This window comes from Ochrobactrum sp. RH2CCR150, from assembly GCA_014138095.1.
In the GTDB taxonomy this organism is placed as follows: Bacteria; Pseudomonadota; Alphaproteobacteria; order Rhizobiales; family Rhizobiaceae; genus Brucella; species Brucella gambitense.
Map to the genome: position 1 here is coordinate 503,866 of JACGXE010000002.1, position 21,910 is coordinate 525,775.

A 21,910-nucleotide genomic window follows, 5' to 3' on the forward strand; every position below is an offset into this window, starting at 1 on the left:
TCCTGTTTTAGTGGCGAAGCAGAAAAACAGTGTCTATATGCGACGGAATGGATATGGGGATTCCGGTCAGGCATGGACGCGCGCAATCAGATTGAGCAATTGCAGGAAGAAGCCGGAGCATCTGGTCCGGCTCTGACGCTTTCGGGTGTTACACGTCAGTTTGGCTCTGTCCTTGCGCTCAACAATGTGTCGCTTGATGTGCAGGCCGGTGAGATCATCTGCCTCGTCGGCCATTCCGGCTGCGGCAAGACCTCCATGCTGCGCATTATTGCCGGTATCGACGCGCCAGATGGCGGCTCGCTGAGTATGGGCGGCAAGGTGCTTGCCTCTCCAACCACCTTCGTGGAACCCGACAAGCGCAATATCGGCGTGGTCTTTCAGGACTACGCGCTGTTTCCGCATTTGAGCGTGCGCGACAATGTCTTGTTCGGTCTGCGCAAAATGCGCCGTGATGCGGCACAGGAGCGGGTGCGCGAATTGCTTGAACTTGTTGGCCTGTCGCATATGGCCGAGCGTTATCCGCACATGCTGTCGGGTGGCGAGCAGCAACGCGTGGCGCTGATACGCGCGCTAGCGCCGAAGCCGCATCTTCTGTTGATGGATGAGCCGTTTTCCAATCTGGACCGGGGCCTGCGGGCAAAGGTGCGTCGCGAGACGGTCAGCCTTTTGCGCGCGCTCGGTACAACTGCAATCATCGTGACCCATGAGGCAGAGGAGGCGCTTTCGACCGGCGACCGCGTCGTGCTGATGCGTTCAGGCGAGATCGTCCAAAGCGGCACCGCGCGCGATCTCCATGATCGTCCCGAAAGCCGTTATGCGGCAGACTTCTTCTGCGATTTCAATGTCATTCCCGGTGCCTTGCAGAGCGGCATGGTGGATACTGCTTTCGGCTCGTTCAAAGCGCCGAAAGCGCTGCAATCGACGAAGGACGTCTCCGTCTATCTGCGCCCCGGCGATCTGCATATCGTTGCAGATGACGATGCTGTTTCCGGTGATCTGCGTTGCCTGATCGAGATGCGCACCTTCCTCGGCGAAACAGAGGAACTGGTGCTCCATGCCGACGCTGCACCATTGCGCTTGCGTCTGCGCACGCCCATCCGTGTACCAAGCACCGTCAATCATGTGTTTGTTCGTTTCGACCACGATAAGGCCTTGATCTTCCACAGCTGATTTCAAGTGGTTCGCTTTTGCGCGGTGCGGCGATTGACCGGATCAGAAACAGCTAATATAAGTTGATTGCATCACTCATCATTTTATTTGGAACTATTCCAAACGGAGGTAATATGCCCATTTTCGCGCGTGCCGGCCTTGCTCTCGTTGCAGCGACATTTCTATCCGGAACTGCTTCCGCCAATGAGGTGAATATTTACACAACGCGCGAACCGGGCCTCATTCAGCCTCTGCTTGACGCGTTCAAGGCGTCGACGGGCATCACGGTCAATACGGTGTTCCTGAAGGACGGTCTGGCCGAGCGCGTCGCGTCGGAAGGCGCAAGCTCTCCTGCCGACATTCTCATGACGGTCGATGCGGGTAATCTCGTAGATCTCGCGGAAAAGGGGCTGACACAGCCGGTCGAATCCAAGACCCTGAACGAAGCCGTGCCGAAACAGCTTCGTGACGCCAAGGGCAACTGGTATGCGCTGTCGCTGCGCGCCCGCGTTGTATATGCCGCAAAGGATCTGGAACTCGACGCCATCAATTACGAAGACCTGTCCGACCCGAAGTGGAAAGGCAAGATCTGCATTCGCGCCGGTCAGCATCCTTACAATACCGCGCTCTTCGCCGATTACATCGCCCATTACGGTGCTGAAAAGACTGAAGCCTGGCTCACCGGCCTGAAGGCCAATCTGGCCCGCAAGGCTGCCGGTGGTGACCGCGATGGCGCCAAGGATATTGTCGGCGGCATTTGCGACATCGCCGTTGCAAACTCCTATTATGTTGGCCTGATGCGTTCAGGTAAGGGCGGCGATGAGCAGAAGGGCTGGGGCGAGGGCATCAAGGTTATTCTCCCGACCTTCAAGGACGGCGGCACGCAGGTCAATATCAGCGGCGCAGCGGTTGCCAAGAATGCCCCACATAAGGAAGAAGCCGTCAAGCTTCTTGAGTATCTGGTTTCCGACGAAGCACAGAAGATCTATGCCGAAGCCAATTACGAATATCCGGTGAAGCCCGGCGCTCCGGTCGATGCGATTGTGAAATCGTTCGGTGAGTTGAAGATCGATAAGGTTCCGCTGACTGAAATCGTCAGCCATCGCAAGGAAGCCAGCGAACTGGTTGATAAGGTTGGGTTCGACAACTAAAACCGAAATGACTGTATGAACAATGCGCCGGTGCTCCATGCGCCGGCGTTTCAATATGACGAGCACGATGACAAATATGCCCGCTACAGCACGACATTCGCTCTTCCGGCCTGCAAAGGCGGGGCGTGTCTGGCTTTGGGCTTCGGCGGTGATTGCAATCCTTGTTTTCCTGCCGGTTCTGGCGCTCGCTCGCGAGGCTTTGCAAGGTTCGGCAGGCTTGTGGCAGCAGCTGCTCTCCACATTATTGCCGACCGCCTTTGCCGATACGGTCATTCTTCTGCTCGGCGTCGGCTGTATTGCAGCGCTCGTCGGAACGTCGATGGCGTGGCTGGTGACGGCCTATGATTTTCGCGGGCGCGGCATTCTGGAATGGGCGCTGCTGCTGCCACTTGCAGTGCCGACTTACATTGTGGCCTATGCCTATCTGGATATTCTTCATCCGATAGGACCAGTGCAAGGCGCTATCCGCTATGTGCTGGGCTTTGACAGTCCGCGTCAGTTTCGCCTGCCGGATATCCGTTCGATGACCGGCTGCATTCTGCTGCTGGGCTTCGTGCTCTATCCTTATGTCTATATCCCGACACGGGCCATGTTTCTCACCCAGTCGGCCAGTCTCATGGATGCGGCGCGGACGCTCGGCGTCAGCCGTCGCGGCATTTTCTGGCGGGTGGCGCTTCCGCTGGCGCGCCCGGCTGTGGCCGTTGGTGTCAGCCTCGCCTTGATGGAAACGCTAAACGACGTTGGCGCAGCGGAATTCCTCGGCGTTCGCACGCTGACGGTATCCATCTACACAACATGGATCACGCGCTCTGATTTGCCGGGCGCGGCGCAACTCGCGCTGGCCTTGCTGCTGATCGTGGTGGCGCTGGTTTCGCTGGAGCGGTGGGCGCGGCGCAAACAGCGCTTCGCCTCCAATATCCGCCATTCGCGCGGGTTCGAGCCGTCGAAGGTCTCATCCATTCGAGGCTTGTGGCTTTTCGCTCTCGGGTCGTTGCCCGTTATAATTGGCTTTGTCGGTCCTGCTCTCTATCTGCTGGTTGAAGCAGTCAAGCGCGCGCGCTTTGCGGGCATATCCCCCCGTCTCGCCGGGGAAGCGTTCAACACCATATTGCTGGCGTCGATTGCGACGGCGATCGTGCTGGTGTGCGGCATGATGGTGGCTTACGCCGTGCGTTTGTTTCCGGGCGTCGCCTCCCGCTGGTTCTATCGTCTGTCGACCATGGGCTATGCCGCGCCCGGTACGGTGATCGCGATTGGTATTCTCGTCGTTTCGGGCAGCTTCGATCATGTCTTCAATCAACTGGCGGGATATTTCTTTGGCGTGCCTGCCGGTTTGATCCTGATCGGTTCGGGCGCTGCGGTGGTCTATGCCTACGGCGTGCGGTTCATGGCCATCGCTGCTGGTGGCATCGATGCGGGGCTGGAACGTATTCCGCTATCGCTCGATCATGCGTCACGTACCCTTGGACGAAGCGTGACGGCGACATTCCGCTCCATTCACCTCCCGCTCTCCAAAACGGCAATTGTTGCCGCAGGATTGCTGGTTTTTGTGGATTGCGTCAAAGAGTTGCCAGCAACATTGCTGCTGCGCCCGCTCAATATGGAAACTTTCGCAACGCATCTTTACGGCGAAGCCGCGCGCGGTACATATGAAGAAGCGTCGATTGCCGCACTCGCCATTGTGGTCATCGGCATTGTGCCGGTCATCCTGCTTGCCCGCGTGGGCCGCAGGGTTGGCAAATAAGCTCGATAATATTACTACTATCTAATATAGTAAGAGAATTAAGTATAGACCTTACACTTTGGTATCCGGTGCGCTTTTGGCTCGGATTTATAATTGCTTAAGTAGTCTGGGCTAAACAATTATGCGTTGTATAACAAAAACACAAAAATGCTTCGGTGCGGGCCGACGGCGGCCTTGCGCAAATGAAAGCGGGGGCGTGTTATGTTCAAAGTTATAGAGTGCATATCCGTCCAGCATGACAGACCTATCGTGGTTCTGGCTGCGGTCATTTCCCTCATTGGTGTTTTTGCCTTTTTCCTTTTGCTCGCGCGGGCAGGAGAATGTGCCGATCATCGCCGTGATAGCTGGCTTGCGACCGCCGCTTTTGCGGGCGGCTTGAGCGTTTGGGCGACGCATTTTGTGGCGATGCTGGCTTATCAGGGCACGGTGGCGATAGAGTTCGATCTCATCATCACAACGCTTTCAGCGATCATTGCGATCGCCGGTTTCTGGGTCATGCTGCGTCTGTTCGACTTCAACAGCGCGACATCAAATCTGCTGGCCGGACTCTGCGGCGCACTGGTTATCGCGGCGATGCATTTCACCGGCATGTCTGCCGTTAACGCCGCTGCTACCGTGCAGTTCGACTTTGTCCCGATCATTGTCGGCGCTGTTGTCTCAACGCTGATGCTTGCTGGCGCTTTCGAAGTGATGCGCCTGTCCGGGCGCTGGATGCGCATTTCTGTGGCCACGGTTCTCGGCGTCGGTTCGATCTGCGTTCTGCATTTCACCACCATGTCGTCAACCACACTGATCCCCGACCCAAGCCTGCCTGCGGCTGATCCGCTTGGCACGGGCCGCATGTGGATCGTCGGCGCCGTTGCGACGGTGTCGTGCTTTATTGCGTTCATGACTGTCGCTGCCGTGTTCATCGACCGTTACATGACGGATTTGAAGGGCTTTGCGAATGCGACGCTGGATGGTCTCGCCGTCATCCGCGATGACCGGATCGTCGAAGTGAATGCGCGGTTCTCCCGGTTGATGAACAGCAATGAAAAGGCGCTGGTCGGTCGTTCGCCGGAAGATCTGTTGCTGACAGCGGACGGTCTGCCTGCCGCCGCACCCCGTCAGGCGGCGGTCGAGGCAAAACCCCGTCAGGAAAACGACCAGCGGATTTTCGAACTCGCGGTCCACACGATTGAATATCAGGGCAAGTCTTGTGAGGTTCTTGCTGTGCGCGACCTGACGGAAAAGCGTGCAGCGCAACGCCAGATCGAACATATGGCAAACCATGATGCGCTGACTGACCTGCCCAATCGCGCCTTTTTCGAGCAGCGGCTGACCAATGCAGTCGGCGGGCGCTCGCAGCAGCGTTGCGCGGTCTTTGCGCTGGACCTCGACCGGTTCAAGGCGGTGAACGATATTTTCGGTCACGCGCAAGGCGACCGGGTTTTGAAAACCGTAGCCAATATCTTGCGGCGCACGATCAGCGGCGTTGATACGGCTGCACGCATTGGCGGGGATGAGTTCGTCATCCTGCAAGTGGGCGTGCCGCAGCCTTCCGGCGCGCGCAAGCTTGCCGAGCGGATACTCGAAGAATTCAAGGCGGAGATGAATATGATTGCCGACCAGACGGCGGTCGGCGTCAGTATCGGCGTTGCCATCTATCCGACCGATGGCCGCGATGCCGAAACGCTCCGCCATGCAGCCGACGTCGCGCTTTATCGCGCCAAGACGAGCGGCAAGGGCATGGTCGCGTTCTACTCGCCGGAAATGGATCGCGAAATCACCGAGAGACGGCAGCTGGAAGCTGATCTGCGTCAGGCCATGTCGCGCGGTCAGATCACCATCGCCTACCAGCCGCTGATCGGAACCGCCGACGGTTCCTGCAAGGGCTATGAAGCACTGCTGCGCTGGACGCATCCTGAGCGCGGATCGATCCCGCCGGAAGTGTTCATTCCGATTGCTGAGGAAACCGGCGTGATTATCGCCCTTGGCGAATGGGTGCTGCGGGAAGCTTGCCGGACAGCCGCGACATGGGAACGTCATCTGACGATCGCCGTCAATGTGTCGCCGATCCAGTTCCGTCTGACCAATTTGCCTGAAACGGTTGCTGCTGTGCTGGAAGAAACCGGGCTTGAGCCATATCGACTGGAACTGGAAGTCACCGAAGCAGCGCTGATCAAGGACAGGCCAACGACACTGGAATTGCTGCGCCGTATCAAGAGGCTCGGCGTGCGCATCGTGATGGACGACTTCGGGACCGGCTATTCTTCGCTGAACAATCTCCAGAGCTTTCCATTCGACAAGATCAAGATCGACCGCAGCTTCATCAATACGATGGAAACCGATGTCAGCTCCCATGCGATTGTGCGGGCGATTGTCGGGCTTGGGCGCAGTCTCGATCTGCCGGTCGTGGCGGAAGGCATCGAGAATTTCCATCAGCACCGCATGGTGATTGAAGAAGGCTGCGCGCAGGTGCAAGGCTTCCTGTTCGGGCGTCCTGCTCACACGCCGGGGGCCGCCGATCCGTCGGATAACGTTCCCTACAAGAAGCTGGTGGACGAGTGAGAGCGAACCTGTTTGCTTGGCGCTGTGAATAACCCCAAGTTTTGGCCCCGGTTCCGAGGCTGAATACTCTGCCAAATTGTTACAACGCTGTTACAAGACAGTAGCGTGACGCGCTTTTGGAGCGCGTTTCGCCTGCCTGCACACGCATTGCGTGAAGGCGAATTGTCCAAGACTATCAAGGGGATTGCGGTGCCTGACCTGTCGGAGGGCGGCCGGGATAGTATAATGTTTTCAACACGATATTTCGCGTGATCGCAATAATAAGTGAATTTATTACAAGGAGCTTTCCGTGCTTCTAACACGTTGAAGCCACAAATTGACAGCTCAATGGGGCTGAAGCATCGGGCAAGAAACCAGACAAGAAACAATATCGGTTTTTGTTGGAAAGCGCGATGCCTGGATATGAACGTAAACAATACCTTCGGTTCGGAAGGAAAAGCCATGTGGCGGCTTTAACCCGACGTATCGCGGCTTAAGTTGGATGATGGATATTATGCTTACTTCGCAGCAATGGCTCCCGGTCGAATTGCTCAACATCGGGCTGGCCGCGGCTCTGTTCTTCGCCTGCCTTGTCCACTCGCTGTGGAAGGCGGTTTTCGATGAACTCAATCCGGTGTTCTGGCGTCGCACCGCTGCCCTTCTGTGGGCCGGCGTTGTGGTCGTCGCGCTGAGCGGTGGATTGGATACGTTCAATTGGGTGCAGGCGCTTGGCTGGATGCTTGTCGCCGGTGGCGTTGGCGCGACTGTGGTTCGCGCCGGTCTGTCCTATTACCGCCAGTACTGCGCACATAACCAGCAGGGCGTCTTTGGTCGCCGTACGCGACTTTCGGGACGGTGAGCCTTATGTTTGCAAGAACTGAAACAATGCCCTTGCGTACTCACCGCCCGTATAGCCTGCGCTCGTTCTTTATCCGCGCTTTTGGCTCTGCACGATCCCGTAAATATTCGTAGAACGGGCGCCGGAGCGGCAATAGGCGAAGAACGGACCTTCCGCTTCGTCGAGCGCCGCTGCCATGGCATCGACATCATCCTGCGTCAACTGGCCGCCAACCACCGGAATGTAATAGGTGGCAAGGCCAGCTTTCTCTGCAACACGCGCAATTTCAGCAAAATCCGGTTGTTCCGGGCCGCCTTCGCCGTCCGGACGGTTACAGATGATGGTCTGAAAGCCTTCTGCCGCAATGTCGCGCACGTCGTCGGGCGAAATCTGGCCCGAGACTGAGTAATTGTCGTCGATCTGGCGAATATCCATTTTATCCTCGCTATCGGCGCTGCCTTTCATTCACAAAATTGTATTCGGCTAGGGCCGAAATGTTTTGTGCTGCATGCCTGTTCGCTGGCACCATACAGAAAACCCGATATGATGCCACATCAAACTGTAGCAATGTATTGGGATGCGAAAACAGCAGGCGAGTGACATGACGATACCCAAGATCAGTCAGGATGTGGTGCGCCTTGCACATCGCGTTTCAGGCTTCCAGGAAGGGCACCGCGCCGTTCCGGAGGAGGTGCCCGTCGCGATGAGCTATAACGGTTCCACACAGGCTGTCATGATGGCAACCCCGTCCGATCTGGAGGATTTCGCTGTCGGTTTCAGTCTGACCGAAGGCATTATCGACGATGCCAGTCAGATCGAAAGCATTGAGGTTGTCGCTTTCGCGCAAGGGGTCGATGTGCAGATGCGCCTTGCCGAATTGCCGGAACAGCGGCTGGCGGCGCGTCGCCGCTTCATGGCGGGCCCGGTTGGTTGCGGCCTGTGCGGTATTGATTCCATCGAGCAGGCTCTGCGCCCGGTAACGCCGCTCAAGGCGGACAAGCATCGTTTTTCGGCGAGCACGATCGCTGTGGCAATGGCCGCACTCGGGCGCGAACAGCAATTGAATGCGACCACCCAATCTGTTCATGCTGCGGGTTTCTACAGGCCGCAGCAAGGCCTGATTGCTGCGCGCGAGGATGTCGGACGACACAATGCGCTGGATAAGCTGGTCGGCGCGCTGGCGCGTACGAACACTGAAACGGAACACGGAATTACCGTGATCACGAGCCGGGTATCCGTTGAAATGGTGCAAAAGGCAGTGAAGCTCGGCGCGCCTGTGCTGGCGGCTATTTCAGCGCCGACGGCGCTTGCCATCCGGACAGCGGATGAGGCCAATCTCACTCTTGTCGCCATCGTGCGCGGTGAGGAATTCGACGTCTATACCCATGGCGAGCGTATTGTGGCCGACTGAGATACGGCCCCGCATGGCGGGGCCGTTCCTGTGAGCGATCAGACCAATGCGGTGATACGGCTGCGTTCGCCAACAATCTGCAAGGCGGCATGAGCCGCTTCGACGCCCTTCACCTTGAAATGGTTGAAGAAGAAGTCGTGATGCTCCTTGCTGTCATGGAAATGATGCGGGGTCAGAACGACGCTCAGTACCGGCACTTCGGTTTCAAGCTGTACCTGCATCATGCCGTTGATCACAGCTGTCGCCACGAAATCATGACGGTAAATGCCTCCGTCGATGACGAAAGCCGCGCCGACAATGGCGGCATACTGGCCGGTCTTGGCCAGCGTCTTGGCATGAAGCGGAATTTCATAAGCGCCGGGAACGTCGAAGACTTCTACTTCGACATTGGTGCCCGTCTGGGCGGCCAGTTCGGCGATAAAGCTCTTGCGGGCTTCGTCGACGATGTCGGCGTGCCAGCGAGCCTGAATGAAGGCTACTTTGAAGGAAGTCTTGTTCGGATAGCTCTGGTTCATAGGTTCCTCAAGAAACTAGAATCAGGGCGCACAAAGGAACGCATTACTCGCGTCGGAAGACGCAATAGGTCACGCTCTTTTGCTCTCTTTCATCCGGACTATACCGTCGGCTCCGGCATCTCACCGGATCTGCTGACCCTGACCGATGAAGCGAATCAGCCTCAACTTTCAGGCGCTCGCGGGCTCGGAAATCGCTTTCCATACCGCCGGTGGGGAATCTCACCCCGCCCCGAGAACAAGCCCACGCACTATTGCGTAAGCACACTCAAATTAAGTGGACGCGGCGATATTGTCCAGTCGGTTCACAGGATTTTTATCCCATTAAAGAGCGGGTATCGGCATTTTTGGTTTACGCGCATTCAAGGGTTTAGACGATGGCTGCTAAACATCGATAAAGCGCCTAAACACTTCATTTCTCATAAGAAATTGCTCGTGGAATACGACTTAAAATTTTAATCGATTAAATTTCTCGCTATTTATCATATCGGGGATATTGACACCTATCCCGGGTTTCAGCCTATCCTAGGCAATACATCTTGTCTGGTGGATGCGGTTCATTCATAAAAGACAACGTTGTCAATCGGGGTGAGGCGGCGTAAAGATGGTTTGGAGGACATCGCAGCACGTCGCGTCAGTTGGCCGGGGTATCCGGCGGAGATCATCTCTCTGCACCGGGTTGCGGCAGTGAATGAGGAGGAGCCGGTTGTATGGAGCGACCGGTTTCAGTTTGCGCCTCAAGGCGCGGACAGGACGAAGGAAATTCAAAAACGGATAGCTGTGCGGTTGGGACGGGAATCCCGGCGCGGCGATCCGGTGTAACAAGTTTCGTTTGTTTCTACGGGAGGTAGACATGCATAAACTTTTGAAACTCGCCGCTATGGGTACGGCTGCCTGCGCTTTGCTCGCCGGAATGGCGCCTGTCGCAAACGCGGCTGATGCCAAGCAGAATGTTGAAGTTCTGCACTGGTGGACCGCTGGCGGTGAAGCTGCCGCGCTCGACGTTCTCAAGAAGGACCTCGAAAAGAAGGGCATCAGCTGGACCGACATGCCTGTTGCAGGCGGCGGCGGCACTGAAGCCATGACCGTTCTGCGCGCTCGCGTTACCGCTGGCAACGCGCCGACTGCTGTGCAGATGCTCGGCTTCGACATTCGTGACTGGGCCGAGCAGGGCGCTCTGGGCAATCTGGATGAAGTTGCCAACAAGGAAGGCTGGGACAAGGTCATTCCCGCTCCGTTGCAGGCATTCGCCAAGTATGAAGATCACTGGATTGCTGCACCTGTAAATGTTCACACCACCAACTGGATGTGGATCAACAAGGCCGCGCTCGACAAGGCAGGCGGCAAGGAACCGGCAAACTGGGATGAGCTGATCGCGCTTCTCGACAAGTTCAAGGAACAGGGTATCACGCCAATCGCCCATGGTGGCCAGCCTTGGCAGGATGCGACGATCTTCGACGCCGTCGTACTTTCGTTCGGCACCGACTTCTACAAGAAGGCTTTTGTCGATCTCGACCCGGAAACCCTGGGCAGCGATACGATGAAGCAGGCTTTCGACCGCATGACCAAGCTTCGCAGCTACGTCGATGACAACTTCTCCGGTCGCGACTGGAACCTGGCTTCGGCCATGGTTATCGAAGGCAAGGCCGGTCTGCAGTTCATGGGCGACTGGGCCAAGGGCGAATTCGTGAAGGCTGGCAAGAAGCCGGGCGAAGATTTCGTCTGCATGCGCTATCCGGGCACGCAGGGCGCAGTGACCTTCAACTCCGACATGTTCGCGATGTTCAAGGTTGCTGACGACAAGATCCCGGCTCAGATGGAAATGGCTTCGGCTGTTGAAAGCCCGACCTTCCAGTCCGCCTTCAACGTGGTCAAGGGCTCGGCTCCTGCACGCACCGACGTGCCGGACACTGCTTTCGATGCTTGTGGCAAGAAGGCTATCGCCGACCTGAAGGAAGCTGATGGCAAGGGCACGATGCTCGGTTCCATGGCGCACGGCTATGCCAATCCTGCAGCCGTCAAGAACGCGATTTACGACGTGGTGACCCGCGAGTTCAACGGACAGCTCTCTTCTGAAGATGCTGTCAAGGAACTCGTCTCGGCTGTCGCTGCTGCGAAGTAATGCGCTGAACAGGCGTCCGGGAGCTTAAACCTCCCGGACGTTTTTTATCCGGTCCGGGGTTCCAGAGTGGGCCTCGCAACCAGCCGGATCAGCAATTTCGGAATTCAGAACAAGCATTGCATGATGTTGCCTCGCATGGTTCCATCGGAACCATTGAAGGCATCGTTGGACCAACGCATTTTGCAGCCGGGTCGTTCTCCGGTCATGCATAAATGCCGCTGAAACGATCGTCTCGAATGCCTGTTCGTCGGGCATCACGAGCGGCGCAAACTGGGTGGCGCAAATATGCAGCGTAACAGCCGATTGCAGGAATTCATCCCCAAGCTGGTCTTGGCTCCAAGCTTCCTGATCGTCCTCGTCTTCGTCTACGGGTTTATCATTTATACTGGTGTGCTTTCGCTGACCAACAGCCGCATGCTGCCATCCTACGGCTTCGTGGGATTGTCCAATTATGAGAAACTCTGGGCGCTGCCGCATTGGTGGCGGGCGATCACCAATCTGGCGATCTTCGCGTCGCTCTACATCATCATCTGTTCGGTGATCGGCCTGTTTCTGGCCATACTGCTCGACCAGAAGATCCGCGGCGAAGGCTTTTTGCGTCCGATCTATCTTTATCCGATGGCTCTGTCCTTTATTGTGACAGGCACGGCATGGAAGTGGTTTCTCGATCCGGGTATCGGGCTTGAAAACACCATGCATCTGTGGGGCTGGGAAAGCTTCACTTTCGGCTGGATCAAGAGCAACACCATGGCGATCTACTGTCTGGTGATTGCCGCCGTCTGGCAATCATCGGGTTTTGTGATGGCCATGTTCCTTGCGGGATTGCGCGGCGTCGACAATGAAATCATCAAGGCAGCCCAGATTGACGGGGCTTCAACCGGGACGATCTATCGCCGCATCATCATTCCCTTGATGCGCCCGGTTTTCCTGTCGGCCTTCGTGGTGCTGGCCCATCTGGCGATCAAGGCCTACGATCTTGTTATCGCGCTGACCGGCGGCGGACCGGGACAGGCGACTGAACTCCCGGCGACATTCATGTATTCCTATACGTTCACCCGTAACCAGATGGGTATCGGCGCTTCGTCGGCGATTGTCATGCTGGCGATGATCTTCTCGATCATTATTCCCTATCTCTATTCGGAAATTCGCGGAGGGTCGCGGTCATGAGCGCCCAGTCGCAAGATAACGCCATCAACAGCGGTAAGCTGACGCGCGCGCTGATCTATACCGCGCTTCTGCTCTTCGCCATCTACTATCTGTTGCCGCTCTATGTGATGCTGGTCAACTCATTCAAGCCGCTGGAAGAAATCCGTCAGGGCGGCATGTTGAACCTGCCGCAGCAATGGACCATCGCGCCATGGCTTTCGGCATGGTCGACGGCGCAGATCGGCGTGCAGCCTACCGGCCTGAAGCCGTTCTTCATCAACTCCATTCTAATGGTGGTGCCCGCAGTGGCAATCTCCACCATTATCGGCGCGCTGAATGGCTATGTACTGACCAAATGGCGCTTCCGTGGATCGAATATCTTCTTCGGCCTGCTGCTGCTGTCATGCTTCATTCCGTTCCAGATCGTGCTGATCCCCATGGCGCGCATGCTCGGACTTTTCGGCATCGCCGGAACGATCTGGGGCCTCATCATGGTGCACGTCATTTACGGTCTGGGCTTCACGACGCTCTATTTCCGTAATTATTACGAAGCATTCCCGACCGAGCTGGTGCGCGCTGCGCAGATTGACGGGGCAAGTTTCTTCCAGATTTTCTGGCGCATTCTGCTGCCGTCGTCTGGGCCCATCATCGTCGTGTCCGTGATCTGGCAGTTCACCAATATCTGGAACGACTTCCTGTTCGGCGCATCCTTCTCCGGCGCGAATTCCACGCCAATGACGGTGGCGCTCAACAACCTCGTTTCCTCTTCCACAGGCGTCAAGGAATATAACGTTCATTTCGCAGCCGCCATTCTGGCCGCTCTGCCCACGCTGATCGTCTATATCGTGTCCGGCCGCTACTTTGTGCGCGGTCTGATGTCCGGCGCCGTCAAGGGATAAGTTCACTATGTCGTTTTTGAAAATTACCGATCTCTACAAGTCCTACGGCACTGTCTCGATCCTGAAAAACATCAATATCGAGATTGAGGAAGGCGGCTTTCTGGTCCTCGTCGGCCCATCTGGCTGCGGCAAATCCACACTGCTCAACACGATTGCCGGTCTCGAGCCGATCACATCCGGTGACATTGCCATCAAAGGCAAGTCGGTTTCCGGTCTGCATCCGTCGCAGCGCGATATCGCCATGGTCTTTCAGTCCTATGCGCTTTATCCGAACATGACGGTTGCCGGGAATATCGCTTTCGGCATGGAAATTCGTAAAGTCCCCAAGCCGGAGCGGGACAAGGCCATTCAGGAAGTGGCTGATATGCTGCAGATCGGCCATCTGCTCGACCGCAAACCGAGCCAGCTTTCCGGCGGTCAGCGCCAGCGTGTCGCGATGGGCCGTGCGCTTGTGCGCAATCCGCAGGTCTTCCTGTTCGATGAGCCGCTGTCGAACCTCGACGCGAAGCTGCGCGTGGATATGCGCACCGAAATTAAGCGCCTGCACAGTCGCATGAAGACAACTATCGTCTATGTGACGCACGATCAGATCGAGGCCATGACACTGGCGACCAAGATTGCTGTGCTGAAAGATGGTGTCTTGCAGCAGTTCGGTACGCCTGCGGAGATCTACAACAACCCGTCCAACATGTTCGTGGCGGACTTCATGGGGTCGCCAGCGATGAACCTGCTGACGGTCGCTGTCGAGAAGAATGGCTCGGATTATGCAATCTCGCTTGATCGTGGTGACGGGCAGGCATTGACACTTCCGTTGAAGAACGCACCGCAAGCTCTTGGAGACTATGTGGGCAAGCAGGTTGTTTTCGGCATCCGTCCGGAAGCTTTGACTGATCCCGACGGCGCGGATCGCAATGCGGGCGCGGTTGTGGAAGGCGACTGCCTGATCGATGTGGTCGAACCGGCAGGATCGGATACATTCGCGGTGACGCGCCTTGGCGGCAAGCATGTGGTTGCCCGCTTGCGCGCCGATGCGCGCATCGTTGCAGGCCAAGCTTCACGCCTTGCCTTCAATCTCGACAAGTCGGTGTTCTTCGATCCGACTAGTCAGGGACGGATTCTGTAGAATACAATCAACCATAGCGGAGATCAGCCCTTGGGCTGGTTTCCCGGTTGGGCCCAGGGTTGCGGCCCTGAGAGACCGAGTCAAAACGAAAAGAGCGCTTCCGATAAATCGGAAGCGCTCTTTTTCATAATTTGCCTGGAGGGCAAAATCAAACTCGATAGGCGATCATCATAAACACTGGCCAAGCCTCATCGGGCGGCCAACCTAGTGCAGGAAATCCAGTCCCAATAGACCGATCGCAAGCGCCGTGTTCAGCGAAATGATCATCATGCCATAAACTAGTGCAGTTCTCGTAATATCGTTCATTTCCTACCTCCTTGAGCCGGGACCACCCATTCCAGACTCGAAGCTTCGTGAAACTGTTACCGAATGTAACAGTCCGTTACGGCATGTGCAACCCCGCTTTACACAATTGTGAACGATTGAAATCTGTCGTGAGAAATGGGTGTGTTTTGTTCAACTGGACGCTGAATGAAGGGCTTTTGAGCCGATAAATCGATGAAACAGGGCCTAAGTCACCACAATGTGAGAAAAAAATGGCTAGCAATCTACCTATAAGCACGACATAGCTTTTGGTAAGCTTTTTGAAAAAGCACGGCCTATTCGGAAATTCACCGTGAACCGCATCATTCCACTTGTGCTGGCAATTGCTCTTTTCATGGAGCAGATGGATTCGAATGTCATTTCGACATCTTTGCCAGCGATTGCCGCCGACATTGGCACTAGTCCGATTGCTCTCAAGCTCGCTCTGACGGCCTATCTGGTCGCGCTGGCGGTTTTCATTCCGATCAGCGGCTGGATGGCCGACCGGTTCGGTGCCAAAAATGTTTTCCGGGCCGCAATCGCCGTCTTCGTCGTCGGCTCGATTGCCTGTGCAGCCGCCAACTCACTGACTGCCTTTGTCGTTTCGCGCTTCTTGCAGGGCATGGGCGGTGCCATGATGACGCCGGTTGGACGTCTTGTGCTGGTGCGCTCGACACCACGCAGCGAACTCGTCTCCGCCATGGCGTGGCTGACGATCCCCGCTATGGTTGGCCCGTTGGTCGGGCCACCGGTTGGTGGTTTCATCACGACCTTTCTCACATGGCATTGGATATTCCTGATTAATGTGCCCATCGGCGCTATTGGTATCTGGTTTGCCACGCGCTTTTTGCCGGATAATGACGAGCGCATCGTCAAGCGTCTCGACTGGCCCGGCTTCTTTTTGTCCGGCATTGCCATGTCCGGCGTGGTCTTCGGCCTGTCTGTGGTCAGCCTGCCTGCACTGCCGCCCGCTATCGGTTTCGTGACGGTGGCGGTCGGTCTGGTCAGTTCGGTACTTTATATCATCCATGCCCGCCGCGGTGCCGACCCGCTGCTTGATCTTCGGCTGTTCGACAATCAGGTTTTCCGGTCGGCCGTGTTGGGGGGCAGTATTTTCCGCTTTGGCATCGGCGCAATTCCATTTCTACTGCCGCTGATGTTTCAGCTTGGCTTCGGCTTCACGCCGTTTCAGTCGGGCATGATAACCTTCGTTTCAGCCATCGGCGCGATCAGCATGAAGTTTGGCGCGAAGCGGATTTTCGCGAAGATCGGCTTCCGGCGCGCCTTGATGTCGGGCTCGATCATTTCGGCGGGCTTCATCGCGGTCAACAGCCTGTTCACGCCCATGACGCCGATCTGGATCATCCTCGGCTTCCTGCTGGTCGGCGGCTTTGCGCGGTCGCTGTTCTTCACTGGCGTCAACGCGCTGGCCTATGCCGAAATACCGGATGAAAAGACCAGTCAGGCGACGCCGATCACCGCCGTTGCGCAACAGGTCTCATTGGCGATTGGCGTTGCCCTTGCAGGCGGCGTGCTGGAAATCAGCAGCGGCGTGCGGGGTGCACCGCTGGCCCTGGTCGACTTTCATGTTGGCTTTATTGTCGTGGCCCTGGTGTCAGTTGTCGCATTCTTCTGGTTCGCGCGGCTTTCGCCCGATGCCGGTCACGAACTGTCCGAACCTTCCGCCGCTCGCCAGAAGGGCAAGACGACGGTCGTCGTCAAGCCGGTTAACTCCACAGCTGGAGAATAAAATAGGAGCCGATTGGCTCCTATCTTGCATTGCTAGCCTTTGAAATCACGTGCGAGCAGATAAAGCTCGACTGATTCCGCACGCGATGCGGGCGGTTTGACGTGGTGCACGGAGCGGAACTTCTGCTTCAGCATGGCCAGAAGCTCATTTTCCGTGCCGCCCTGAAAAGTCTTGGTCAGGAAGTGACCGCCGGGCTTGAGCACCGCGACCGCAAATTCAGCCGCCACTTCGCATAGGTGTACCGTGCGCAGATGGTCGGTGCGGCGGTGGCCGGTGGTCGGCGCAGCCATATCCGAAATAACGAGATCGGGCTTGTCGCCAAGCGCTTCCATCAGTTTCTGTGGCGCTTCATCGTCGAGAAAATCCATCTCCAGCAGGGTGACGCCCGGCAATGGATCGACATGTAGATAGTCGATGCCGACAACATGCGGGTCTTCATCGGTGGAGCCGACAATCTTGGCTGCAATCTGCGACCAGCCGCCCGGTGCGGCACCAAGATCGATGATCTTCTGGCCCTTCTTGAGCAGATCATAGCGATCGTTGATTTCGATCAGCTTGTAGGCCGCGCGCGAGCGATAGCCGTCCTGCTTGGACTTGTGCACATAGGGGTCATTCAGGTGACGCAGCAGCCAGCGACGCGACGATTCCTTGATCGTGCCAGCCTTTTTCTTCACGCGCACGTGCAGATTGCTGGTGCCTGCACCACCGCGCCCACCAGTTTTGGCGCCCGTCTTCGTGCCGCCCTTGTTTCCGCCTGCTTTGCTCATTTTCAGTTGCCTGTTCTAGCGCCAACAGCGCATTTATTGGCGCAATTGCGCGCGATTGTGCCGCCATGCGCCGTCGCGCGACATTAGTTCGGTCAGGATGCCTTCACGCAAGCCGCGATCCGCCACCAGAAGTTTTTCGCTTGGCCAGACCTTGCGGATGGCATCGAGAATGGCGCAGCCTGCAAGCACCAGATCGGCCCTGTCTGCACCGATGCAAGGATTTGCAACGCGCGCGTCGAAATCCCAGGACAGAAGGCGGCTCGTCATCTGCGTCACGTCTTCCGAGCCCATCCACATGCCATCGACGCGGCGACGGTCATAGCGTTCGAGCCCCAGATGAATACCCGCCAGCGTGGTAACCGTACCGGATGTGCCGAGCAAATGGAAACGCGGGCTTGTAGCGAGCTGGCCAAGGCAGTGCCGTTCGGCAAAGCTGGACAGAAGCTCGGTCACGTGATCAACCATCGCCTCGAAACTTTCCTGCGTGACATTGCGTCCACCGAAACGCTCGGCAAGCGTCACGACGCCCACGGGCAGGGAGGTCCATGCCATGATATGTTCGGCAAGACGCGGAGACCGACGCTGCGAAACGTCGATCAGCGCGATTTCAGAGGAACCGCCACCGATATCGAACAGAACGACCGCTTCGGTTTCGCGTGCAACCAGTGTTCCGCAGCCGGAAACGGCAAGGCGCGCTTCTGTCTGGCGATCGACGATTTCCAGTTCAAGCCCGGTTTCTTCGCGCACCCGCTCCAGAAACTCCTCGCCGTTCGAAGCCGCACGGCAAGCCTCGGTCGCGATCAGGCGCGAACGGCGGATCTTCTTGCCGGCCAGCTTGTCGCGGCAGATCTTGAGTGCTTCGATAGCGCGCTGCATGGCGTTGTCGCTCAATCTGCCGGTAGCACTCAGCCCTTCGCCAAGGCGTACGATCCGCGAAAACGCATCCACGACGCGGAACTGCCCCGGCCGGGTCGGCGATGCGACCAGCAAGCGGCAATTGTTCGTGCCAAGATCAAGCGCTGCGTAAAGCGGTGCTTCGGCGTGGTTGTGTCGTGGCGGCTGCGCAGCGCCGTTTTTCCGCTTGGCATGCGACGATGCTTGCGCGTGATTGTCACGACGCGGCGTTTCGTGCGCACTTTTGGCGGTATTTTCGGCTGTCCGCGGTGCGGCATTGTTCTGCTGCTGCGCCTGCTTCTTCTTGCGGGCGCGCCTGCGGCGATTCGAAATTTTGCCGGGGGACTTGGCTTCCAGAAGAGTGGTATCTTCAGCAGCTTTCTGCGCAACAGCCGCTTCCGGTCGCCGTGCCGCTTTGCCACGGTGACGACGGCGCGCACGCTTCCGCTGGCTGCCGGAACCCTTGTCATCCGCTTCACTTTGCGGCTTTGGGCGTCCTGAATCGGGTGCGCTACGCACATTCCCGGCTTCTGCAACGGCTTCCTTGCGCGGTTTGCGCTTGCCGTTAGTCGACGGATTCCGGGCTTGAGCATTTCCCGATTGTCCGCCGGACGCCCCTTGTTGCGCCTTTTCTACGGGGCGCTCCTCGGGGTTTTTCAAGGTACTGATCCTTATAAGCGCCGCGCGAACCAAAAGGACGCAAGCAGGACGCTTGATTTATTACGTTGCCCTTAATGTAACAGCGGTTTTCTCTTTTACCAAGGGGCAGGCCGGTGAGACTCGGCGGAAAATTTCGAAAAGATCGTATGAATTGCGATAAGGCAAAAAACGAAAGGGCTTTCGCAAATGCGAAAGCCCTTTCCTGAAAGACAAAATGGTCGGTCAGATATCGTAACTATGCGCGGCGTTGATGGTCGCCACAAACTGCTTGGTGCGCTCACGGGACGGGCGCGTGAAAACATCGTGTGCAGAGCCGGTTTCGACAATATTGCCTGATTCCAGAAACACCACATTCTGCGAAATCTTGGAGGCGAGGCGCAGATCGTGGGTGGCGATCACCATCGTCGTGCCTTCCTTGGCAAGCTTGCTCAGCACATCCACCACTTCCGAGGCGAGTTCCGGATCAAGCGCCGAGGTGGGTTCGTCGCACAACAACACGCGGGGCGAAGGCGCCAGAGCGCGGGCAATCGCGATGCGCTGTTGCTGTCCGCCGGACAGGGTCGACGGCCAGGCGTCGGCCTTATGCGCCATGCCAACTTTCTGCAACAGCTCCATGGCGCGTTCGCGGGCCTTGGCCTTTGGCCATTTCAACACGGTGACAAGGCTTTCCATGACATTCTGGATCGCCGTCTGATGTGGGAACAGCTGGAAATTCTGGAACACCATGCCGGTCTGGCGGCGGATGGACTGGATCGCCTGCCAGCTTGGCTTACGTCCCGGCTCAAACGTCAGCGTCTGCCCACCCAGCGACAGACTGCCGGACGTGGGCACTTCAAGCAGGTTGATGCAGCGCAGAAGCGTGCTCTTGCCGCCGCCTGACGGGCCGACGAGAGCTGTCACCGAGCCTTCAGAGATGGTGACATTGATGTCGTTCAGGATCACAGCGTCGTCAAAACGCTTTACGATGTGTTTCAGCTCGATCATGCGTTTGTCTCCAGCGTGCCGCCATAACGCCCGAAGCGTCGCTCAAGCCGTACCTGAAGGGCAGACAGAATCGAACTCAGCGCCAGATAGATCAGCGCGGCTTCGATATAGAGGATCAGCGGTTCGTAGGTCGTGGCGACGATGCGCTGTGCCGACTGGAAAAGCTCCGGCACGGTGATTGCGGCGGCGAGCGACGTATCTTTCACAAGTGAAATGAACGTGTTGGAAAGCGGTGGCACGGCGATTCTGGTCGCCTGCGGCAACACGGTGCGGATCAATGCCTGACGCCAGCTCATGCCGATGGAATAGGCGGCTTCCCATTGGCCCTTGGGCACCGATGAGATCACTGCCCGGATAATTTCCGAACTATAGGCGCCGACATTCAACGTGAAGCCGATAAGCGCCGCCGGGAATGCATCGAGATAGATGCCCATACTCGGCAAGCCATAGAAGATCACGAAAAGCTGCACCAGCAGCGGCGTGCCACGGAATATCCAGACATAGAAGCGCGCAATCGACGAAAGCCAGACCGGAGCGAAAAGCCGGACGAGCGCTGTCAAAAGAGCCAGCGCCAGACCAAAGATGAAGGATAGCAAGGTCAACGGAATGGTGAAGATCAGCCCCGCCCAGAGAAGGGTCGGTAGCGACTCGATCATGAGTTGTAGCCAGTCAGGCACCGGGTTCGGCTCCTTTGAACGAAAAGCAGTGTCGGTTCAAACCGAGATGATCAGGCACCGGAAAGGTACGTTCACTCATCTTATACAGTTTATGGAAAGCGAACTTGAAAATTTATTGGGAATAAATTTCTACATACACAAAAAAGAAGCCGGAATCCCGTTCCGGCTTCTCTATTTCCGGCGCTCAGGAGCTTACTTGGAAACGTCCTGACCGAAATACTTCTGTGCGATCTTGTCGTAGGTGCCGTCGGCCTTGATGTCATCCAGCGCCTTGTTGATCGCTGCAACGAGATCGTCGTCGCCCTTGCGAACGATGATGCCCGAAGCGTCAGCGTTTTCCTTCTCGGCCACGATCTTGACCGGAGCCTTCGGCTGATGCTTCTTGAAGTCCAGGAAGGACAGGCTGTCATTGAGCGTCGCATCAGCGCGGCCCGTCAGAACCAGCTGGATCGACTGATCGAAACCGTCGGTGGCCACGAGTTCCGCACCGGCTTCCTTGGCGATTTTGCCGTAGTTGCTGGTGAGCGACTGTGCCGACTTCTTGCCCTTCAGATCGGCAAAATCCTTGATCGTGTCGTTGTTGTCGTTGACGATCAGAACAACCTTGGAAACGATATAAGGGTTGGAGAAGTTGAACTTCTTCTTGCGCTCTTCGGTGATGCCAACCTGATTGATGACGGCATCATAACGGTTGACGTCGAGACCGGCGATCAGGCCGTCCCACTTGCCTTCGACGAATTCCGGCTTGACGCCGAGCTTGGCAGCCACGGCTTCACCGATTTCCACGTCGAAGCCGACGAGCTTGTTGTCCTTGTCGTGATAGGTGAAAGGCGCATAGGTGCCTTCGGTGCCGATCTTCAGAACGCCCGCCGACTTGATGGCGTCGAGATTTTCTCCAGCCATTGCGCCGGTGAAGAGAGCTGCCTGAATGATGCCTGCGGTAGCGATGATCTGAGCGAATTTCATTTTCGGTATCCGTGAACTGGTTGATGTTCTATTGATCGCAGAAATTTAATTCTAAAGATGCGTCCAAAACGACCATTAAGGCATAATTATTAGGATGTGTTCCTAATTATTGGAATAATTTGGGTGAATAATTCTAACATTTTCCGGTGTGGATCGGAAGGGCGGAAAAAGCGTTCGCTAGCCACTTATCCGTGGGGCGATTTTGCTACGTCGGAACGTAAAACGCCGCCAGAATTTTAGCTGGCGGCGGTTCACTTTTAGATGAAACGGCTGATTAGGAGAACG

18 protein-coding genes and 1 riboswitch are annotated in these 21,910 nt (G+C 56.8%); of the genes, 11 read left to right on the top strand and 7 right to left on the bottom strand.

Translation table 11 applies throughout. The features are described from left to right. Positions 1-72: 72 nt before the first annotated feature. The 5 genes from FHW03_RS05980 to FHW03_RS06000 all read left to right on the top strand — a co-directional run bounded on the left by FHW03_RS05980 (position 73) and on the right by FHW03_RS06000 (position 7,432). The gene (locus FHW03_RS05980; protein WP_182519790.1) at positions 73-1,170 is read left to right on the top strand and encodes an ABC transporter ATP-binding protein; all 1,098 of its coding nucleotides are present in this window, start codon (positions 73-75) and stop codon (positions 1,168-1,170) included. A 113-nt stretch (positions 1,171-1,283) separates the two neighbouring features. Next, positions 1,284-2,300 (top strand): Fe(3+) ABC transporter substrate-binding protein, encoded by a 1,017-nt coding sequence (locus tag FHW03_RS05985; RefSeq protein WP_182519791.1) that lies wholly within the window; start codon positions 1,284-1,286, stop codon positions 2,298-2,300. Between the two features lie 67 nt (positions 2,301-2,367). Further along, positions 2,368-4,044: an ABC transporter permease gene (locus tag FHW03_RS05990; RefSeq protein WP_377514235.1), complete on the top strand. Its 1,677-nt coding sequence runs from the start codon at positions 2,368-2,370 to the stop codon at positions 4,042-4,044. Positions 4,045-4,245: 201 nt separating this feature from the next. After that, on the top strand, positions 4,246-6,594 hold the full coding sequence (locus FHW03_RS05995; RefSeq protein WP_182519793.1) for a bifunctional diguanylate cyclase/phosphodiesterase: 2,349 nt from the start codon (positions 4,246-4,248) through the stop codon (positions 6,592-6,594). Positions 6,595-7,078: 484 nt separating this feature from the next. After that, complete coding sequence (locus FHW03_RS06000) at positions 7,079-7,432, top strand: hypothetical protein (RefSeq protein WP_280993294.1); 354 nt, start codon at positions 7,079-7,081, stop codon at positions 7,430-7,432. A 69-nt stretch (positions 7,433-7,501) separates the two neighbouring features. Here FHW03_RS06000 and FHW03_RS06005 read toward each other — a convergent pair whose 3' ends face one another. After that, positions 7,502-7,846, bottom strand: a complete 345-nt coding sequence (locus FHW03_RS06005; protein WP_078337067.1) for a TIGR01244 family sulfur transferase — start codon at positions 7,844-7,846, stop codon at positions 7,502-7,504. Between the two features lie 166 nt (positions 7,847-8,012). On the opposite strand from FHW03_RS06005, the gene fdhD reads away from it, so the two are divergent. Next, positions 8,013-8,822, top strand: a complete 810-nt coding sequence (gene fdhD, locus FHW03_RS06010) for a formate dehydrogenase accessory sulfurtransferase FdhD (protein ID WP_182519795.1) — start codon at positions 8,013-8,015, stop codon at positions 8,820-8,822. 38 nt (positions 8,823-8,860) lie between these two features. Here the strand turns inward: fdhD and FHW03_RS06015 are convergent, their stop codons facing one another. Next, entirely contained in the window at positions 8,861-9,337 is a 477-nt protein-coding gene (locus tag FHW03_RS06015) for a 6,7-dimethyl-8-ribityllumazine synthase (protein ID WP_182519796.1), read from the bottom strand. 77 nt (positions 9,338-9,414) lie between these two features. Continuing rightward, a riboswitch (FMN riboswitch) is annotated at positions 9,415-9,578 on the bottom strand. A 609-nt stretch (positions 9,579-10,187) separates the two neighbouring features. Between FHW03_RS06015 and FHW03_RS06020 the strand changes: the two genes are divergently transcribed. The 5 genes from FHW03_RS06020 to FHW03_RS06040 all read left to right on the top strand — a co-directional run bounded on the left by FHW03_RS06020 (position 10,188) and on the right by FHW03_RS06040 (position 16,677). Beyond that, positions 10,188-11,456, top strand: coding sequence for an ABC transporter substrate-binding protein (locus tag FHW03_RS06020; RefSeq protein ID WP_171058736.1), 1,269 nt, complete (start codon positions 10,188-10,190; stop codon positions 11,454-11,456). A gap of 285 nt (positions 11,457-11,741) precedes the next feature. Then, on the top strand, positions 11,742-12,623 hold the full coding sequence (locus FHW03_RS06025; RefSeq protein ID WP_182519797.1) for a carbohydrate ABC transporter permease: 882 nt from the start codon (positions 11,742-11,744) through the stop codon (positions 12,621-12,623). Then, entirely contained in the window at positions 12,620-13,501 is an 882-nt protein-coding gene (locus tag FHW03_RS06030; protein WP_182519798.1) for a carbohydrate ABC transporter permease, read from the top strand. Before FHW03_RS06025 ends, FHW03_RS06030 begins: the two co-directional genes overlap by 4 nt. Positions 13,502-13,508: 7 nt before the next feature. Next, entirely contained in the window at positions 13,509-14,624 is a 1,116-nt protein-coding gene (locus tag FHW03_RS06035; protein WP_182519799.1) for a sn-glycerol-3-phosphate ABC transporter ATP-binding protein UgpC, read from the top strand. A gap of 616 nt (positions 14,625-15,240) precedes the next feature. Next, a complete protein-coding gene (locus FHW03_RS06040) occupies positions 15,241-16,677 on the top strand; it encodes a DHA2 family efflux MFS transporter permease subunit (protein ID WP_182519800.1) in 1,437 nt (478 codons plus the stop codon). Positions 16,678-16,709: 32 nt separating this feature from the next. On the opposite strand, the gene FHW03_RS06045 is transcribed toward FHW03_RS06040, so the two are convergent. From FHW03_RS06045 to FHW03_RS06065, 5 genes are all read right to left on the bottom strand, one after another. Then, a complete protein-coding gene (locus tag FHW03_RS06045; protein WP_182519801.1) occupies positions 16,710-17,444 on the bottom strand; it encodes an RlmE family RNA methyltransferase in 735 nt (244 codons plus the stop codon). Between the two features lie 33 nt (positions 17,445-17,477). Further along, on the bottom strand, positions 17,478-18,998 hold the full coding sequence (locus FHW03_RS06050; protein WP_182519802.1) for a Ppx/GppA phosphatase family protein: 1,521 nt from the start codon (positions 18,996-18,998) through the stop codon (positions 17,478-17,480). Between the two features lie 222 nt (positions 18,999-19,220). Further along, positions 19,221-19,982 (bottom strand): amino acid ABC transporter ATP-binding protein, encoded by a 762-nt coding sequence (locus tag FHW03_RS06055; RefSeq protein ID WP_078336825.1) that lies wholly within the window; start codon positions 19,980-19,982, stop codon positions 19,221-19,223. Continuing rightward, positions 19,979-20,659, bottom strand: coding sequence for an amino acid ABC transporter permease (locus FHW03_RS06060; protein WP_078336826.1), 681 nt, complete (start codon positions 20,657-20,659; stop codon positions 19,979-19,981). The genes FHW03_RS06055 and FHW03_RS06060 overlap by 4 nt, the downstream gene beginning before the upstream one ends. Positions 20,660-20,851: 192 nt before the next feature. Continuing rightward, positions 20,852-21,625, bottom strand: a complete 774-nt coding sequence (locus tag FHW03_RS06065) for an amino acid ABC transporter substrate-binding protein (RefSeq protein ID WP_182519803.1) — start codon at positions 21,623-21,625, stop codon at positions 20,852-20,854. Positions 21,626-21,910 lie beyond the last annotated feature (285 nt).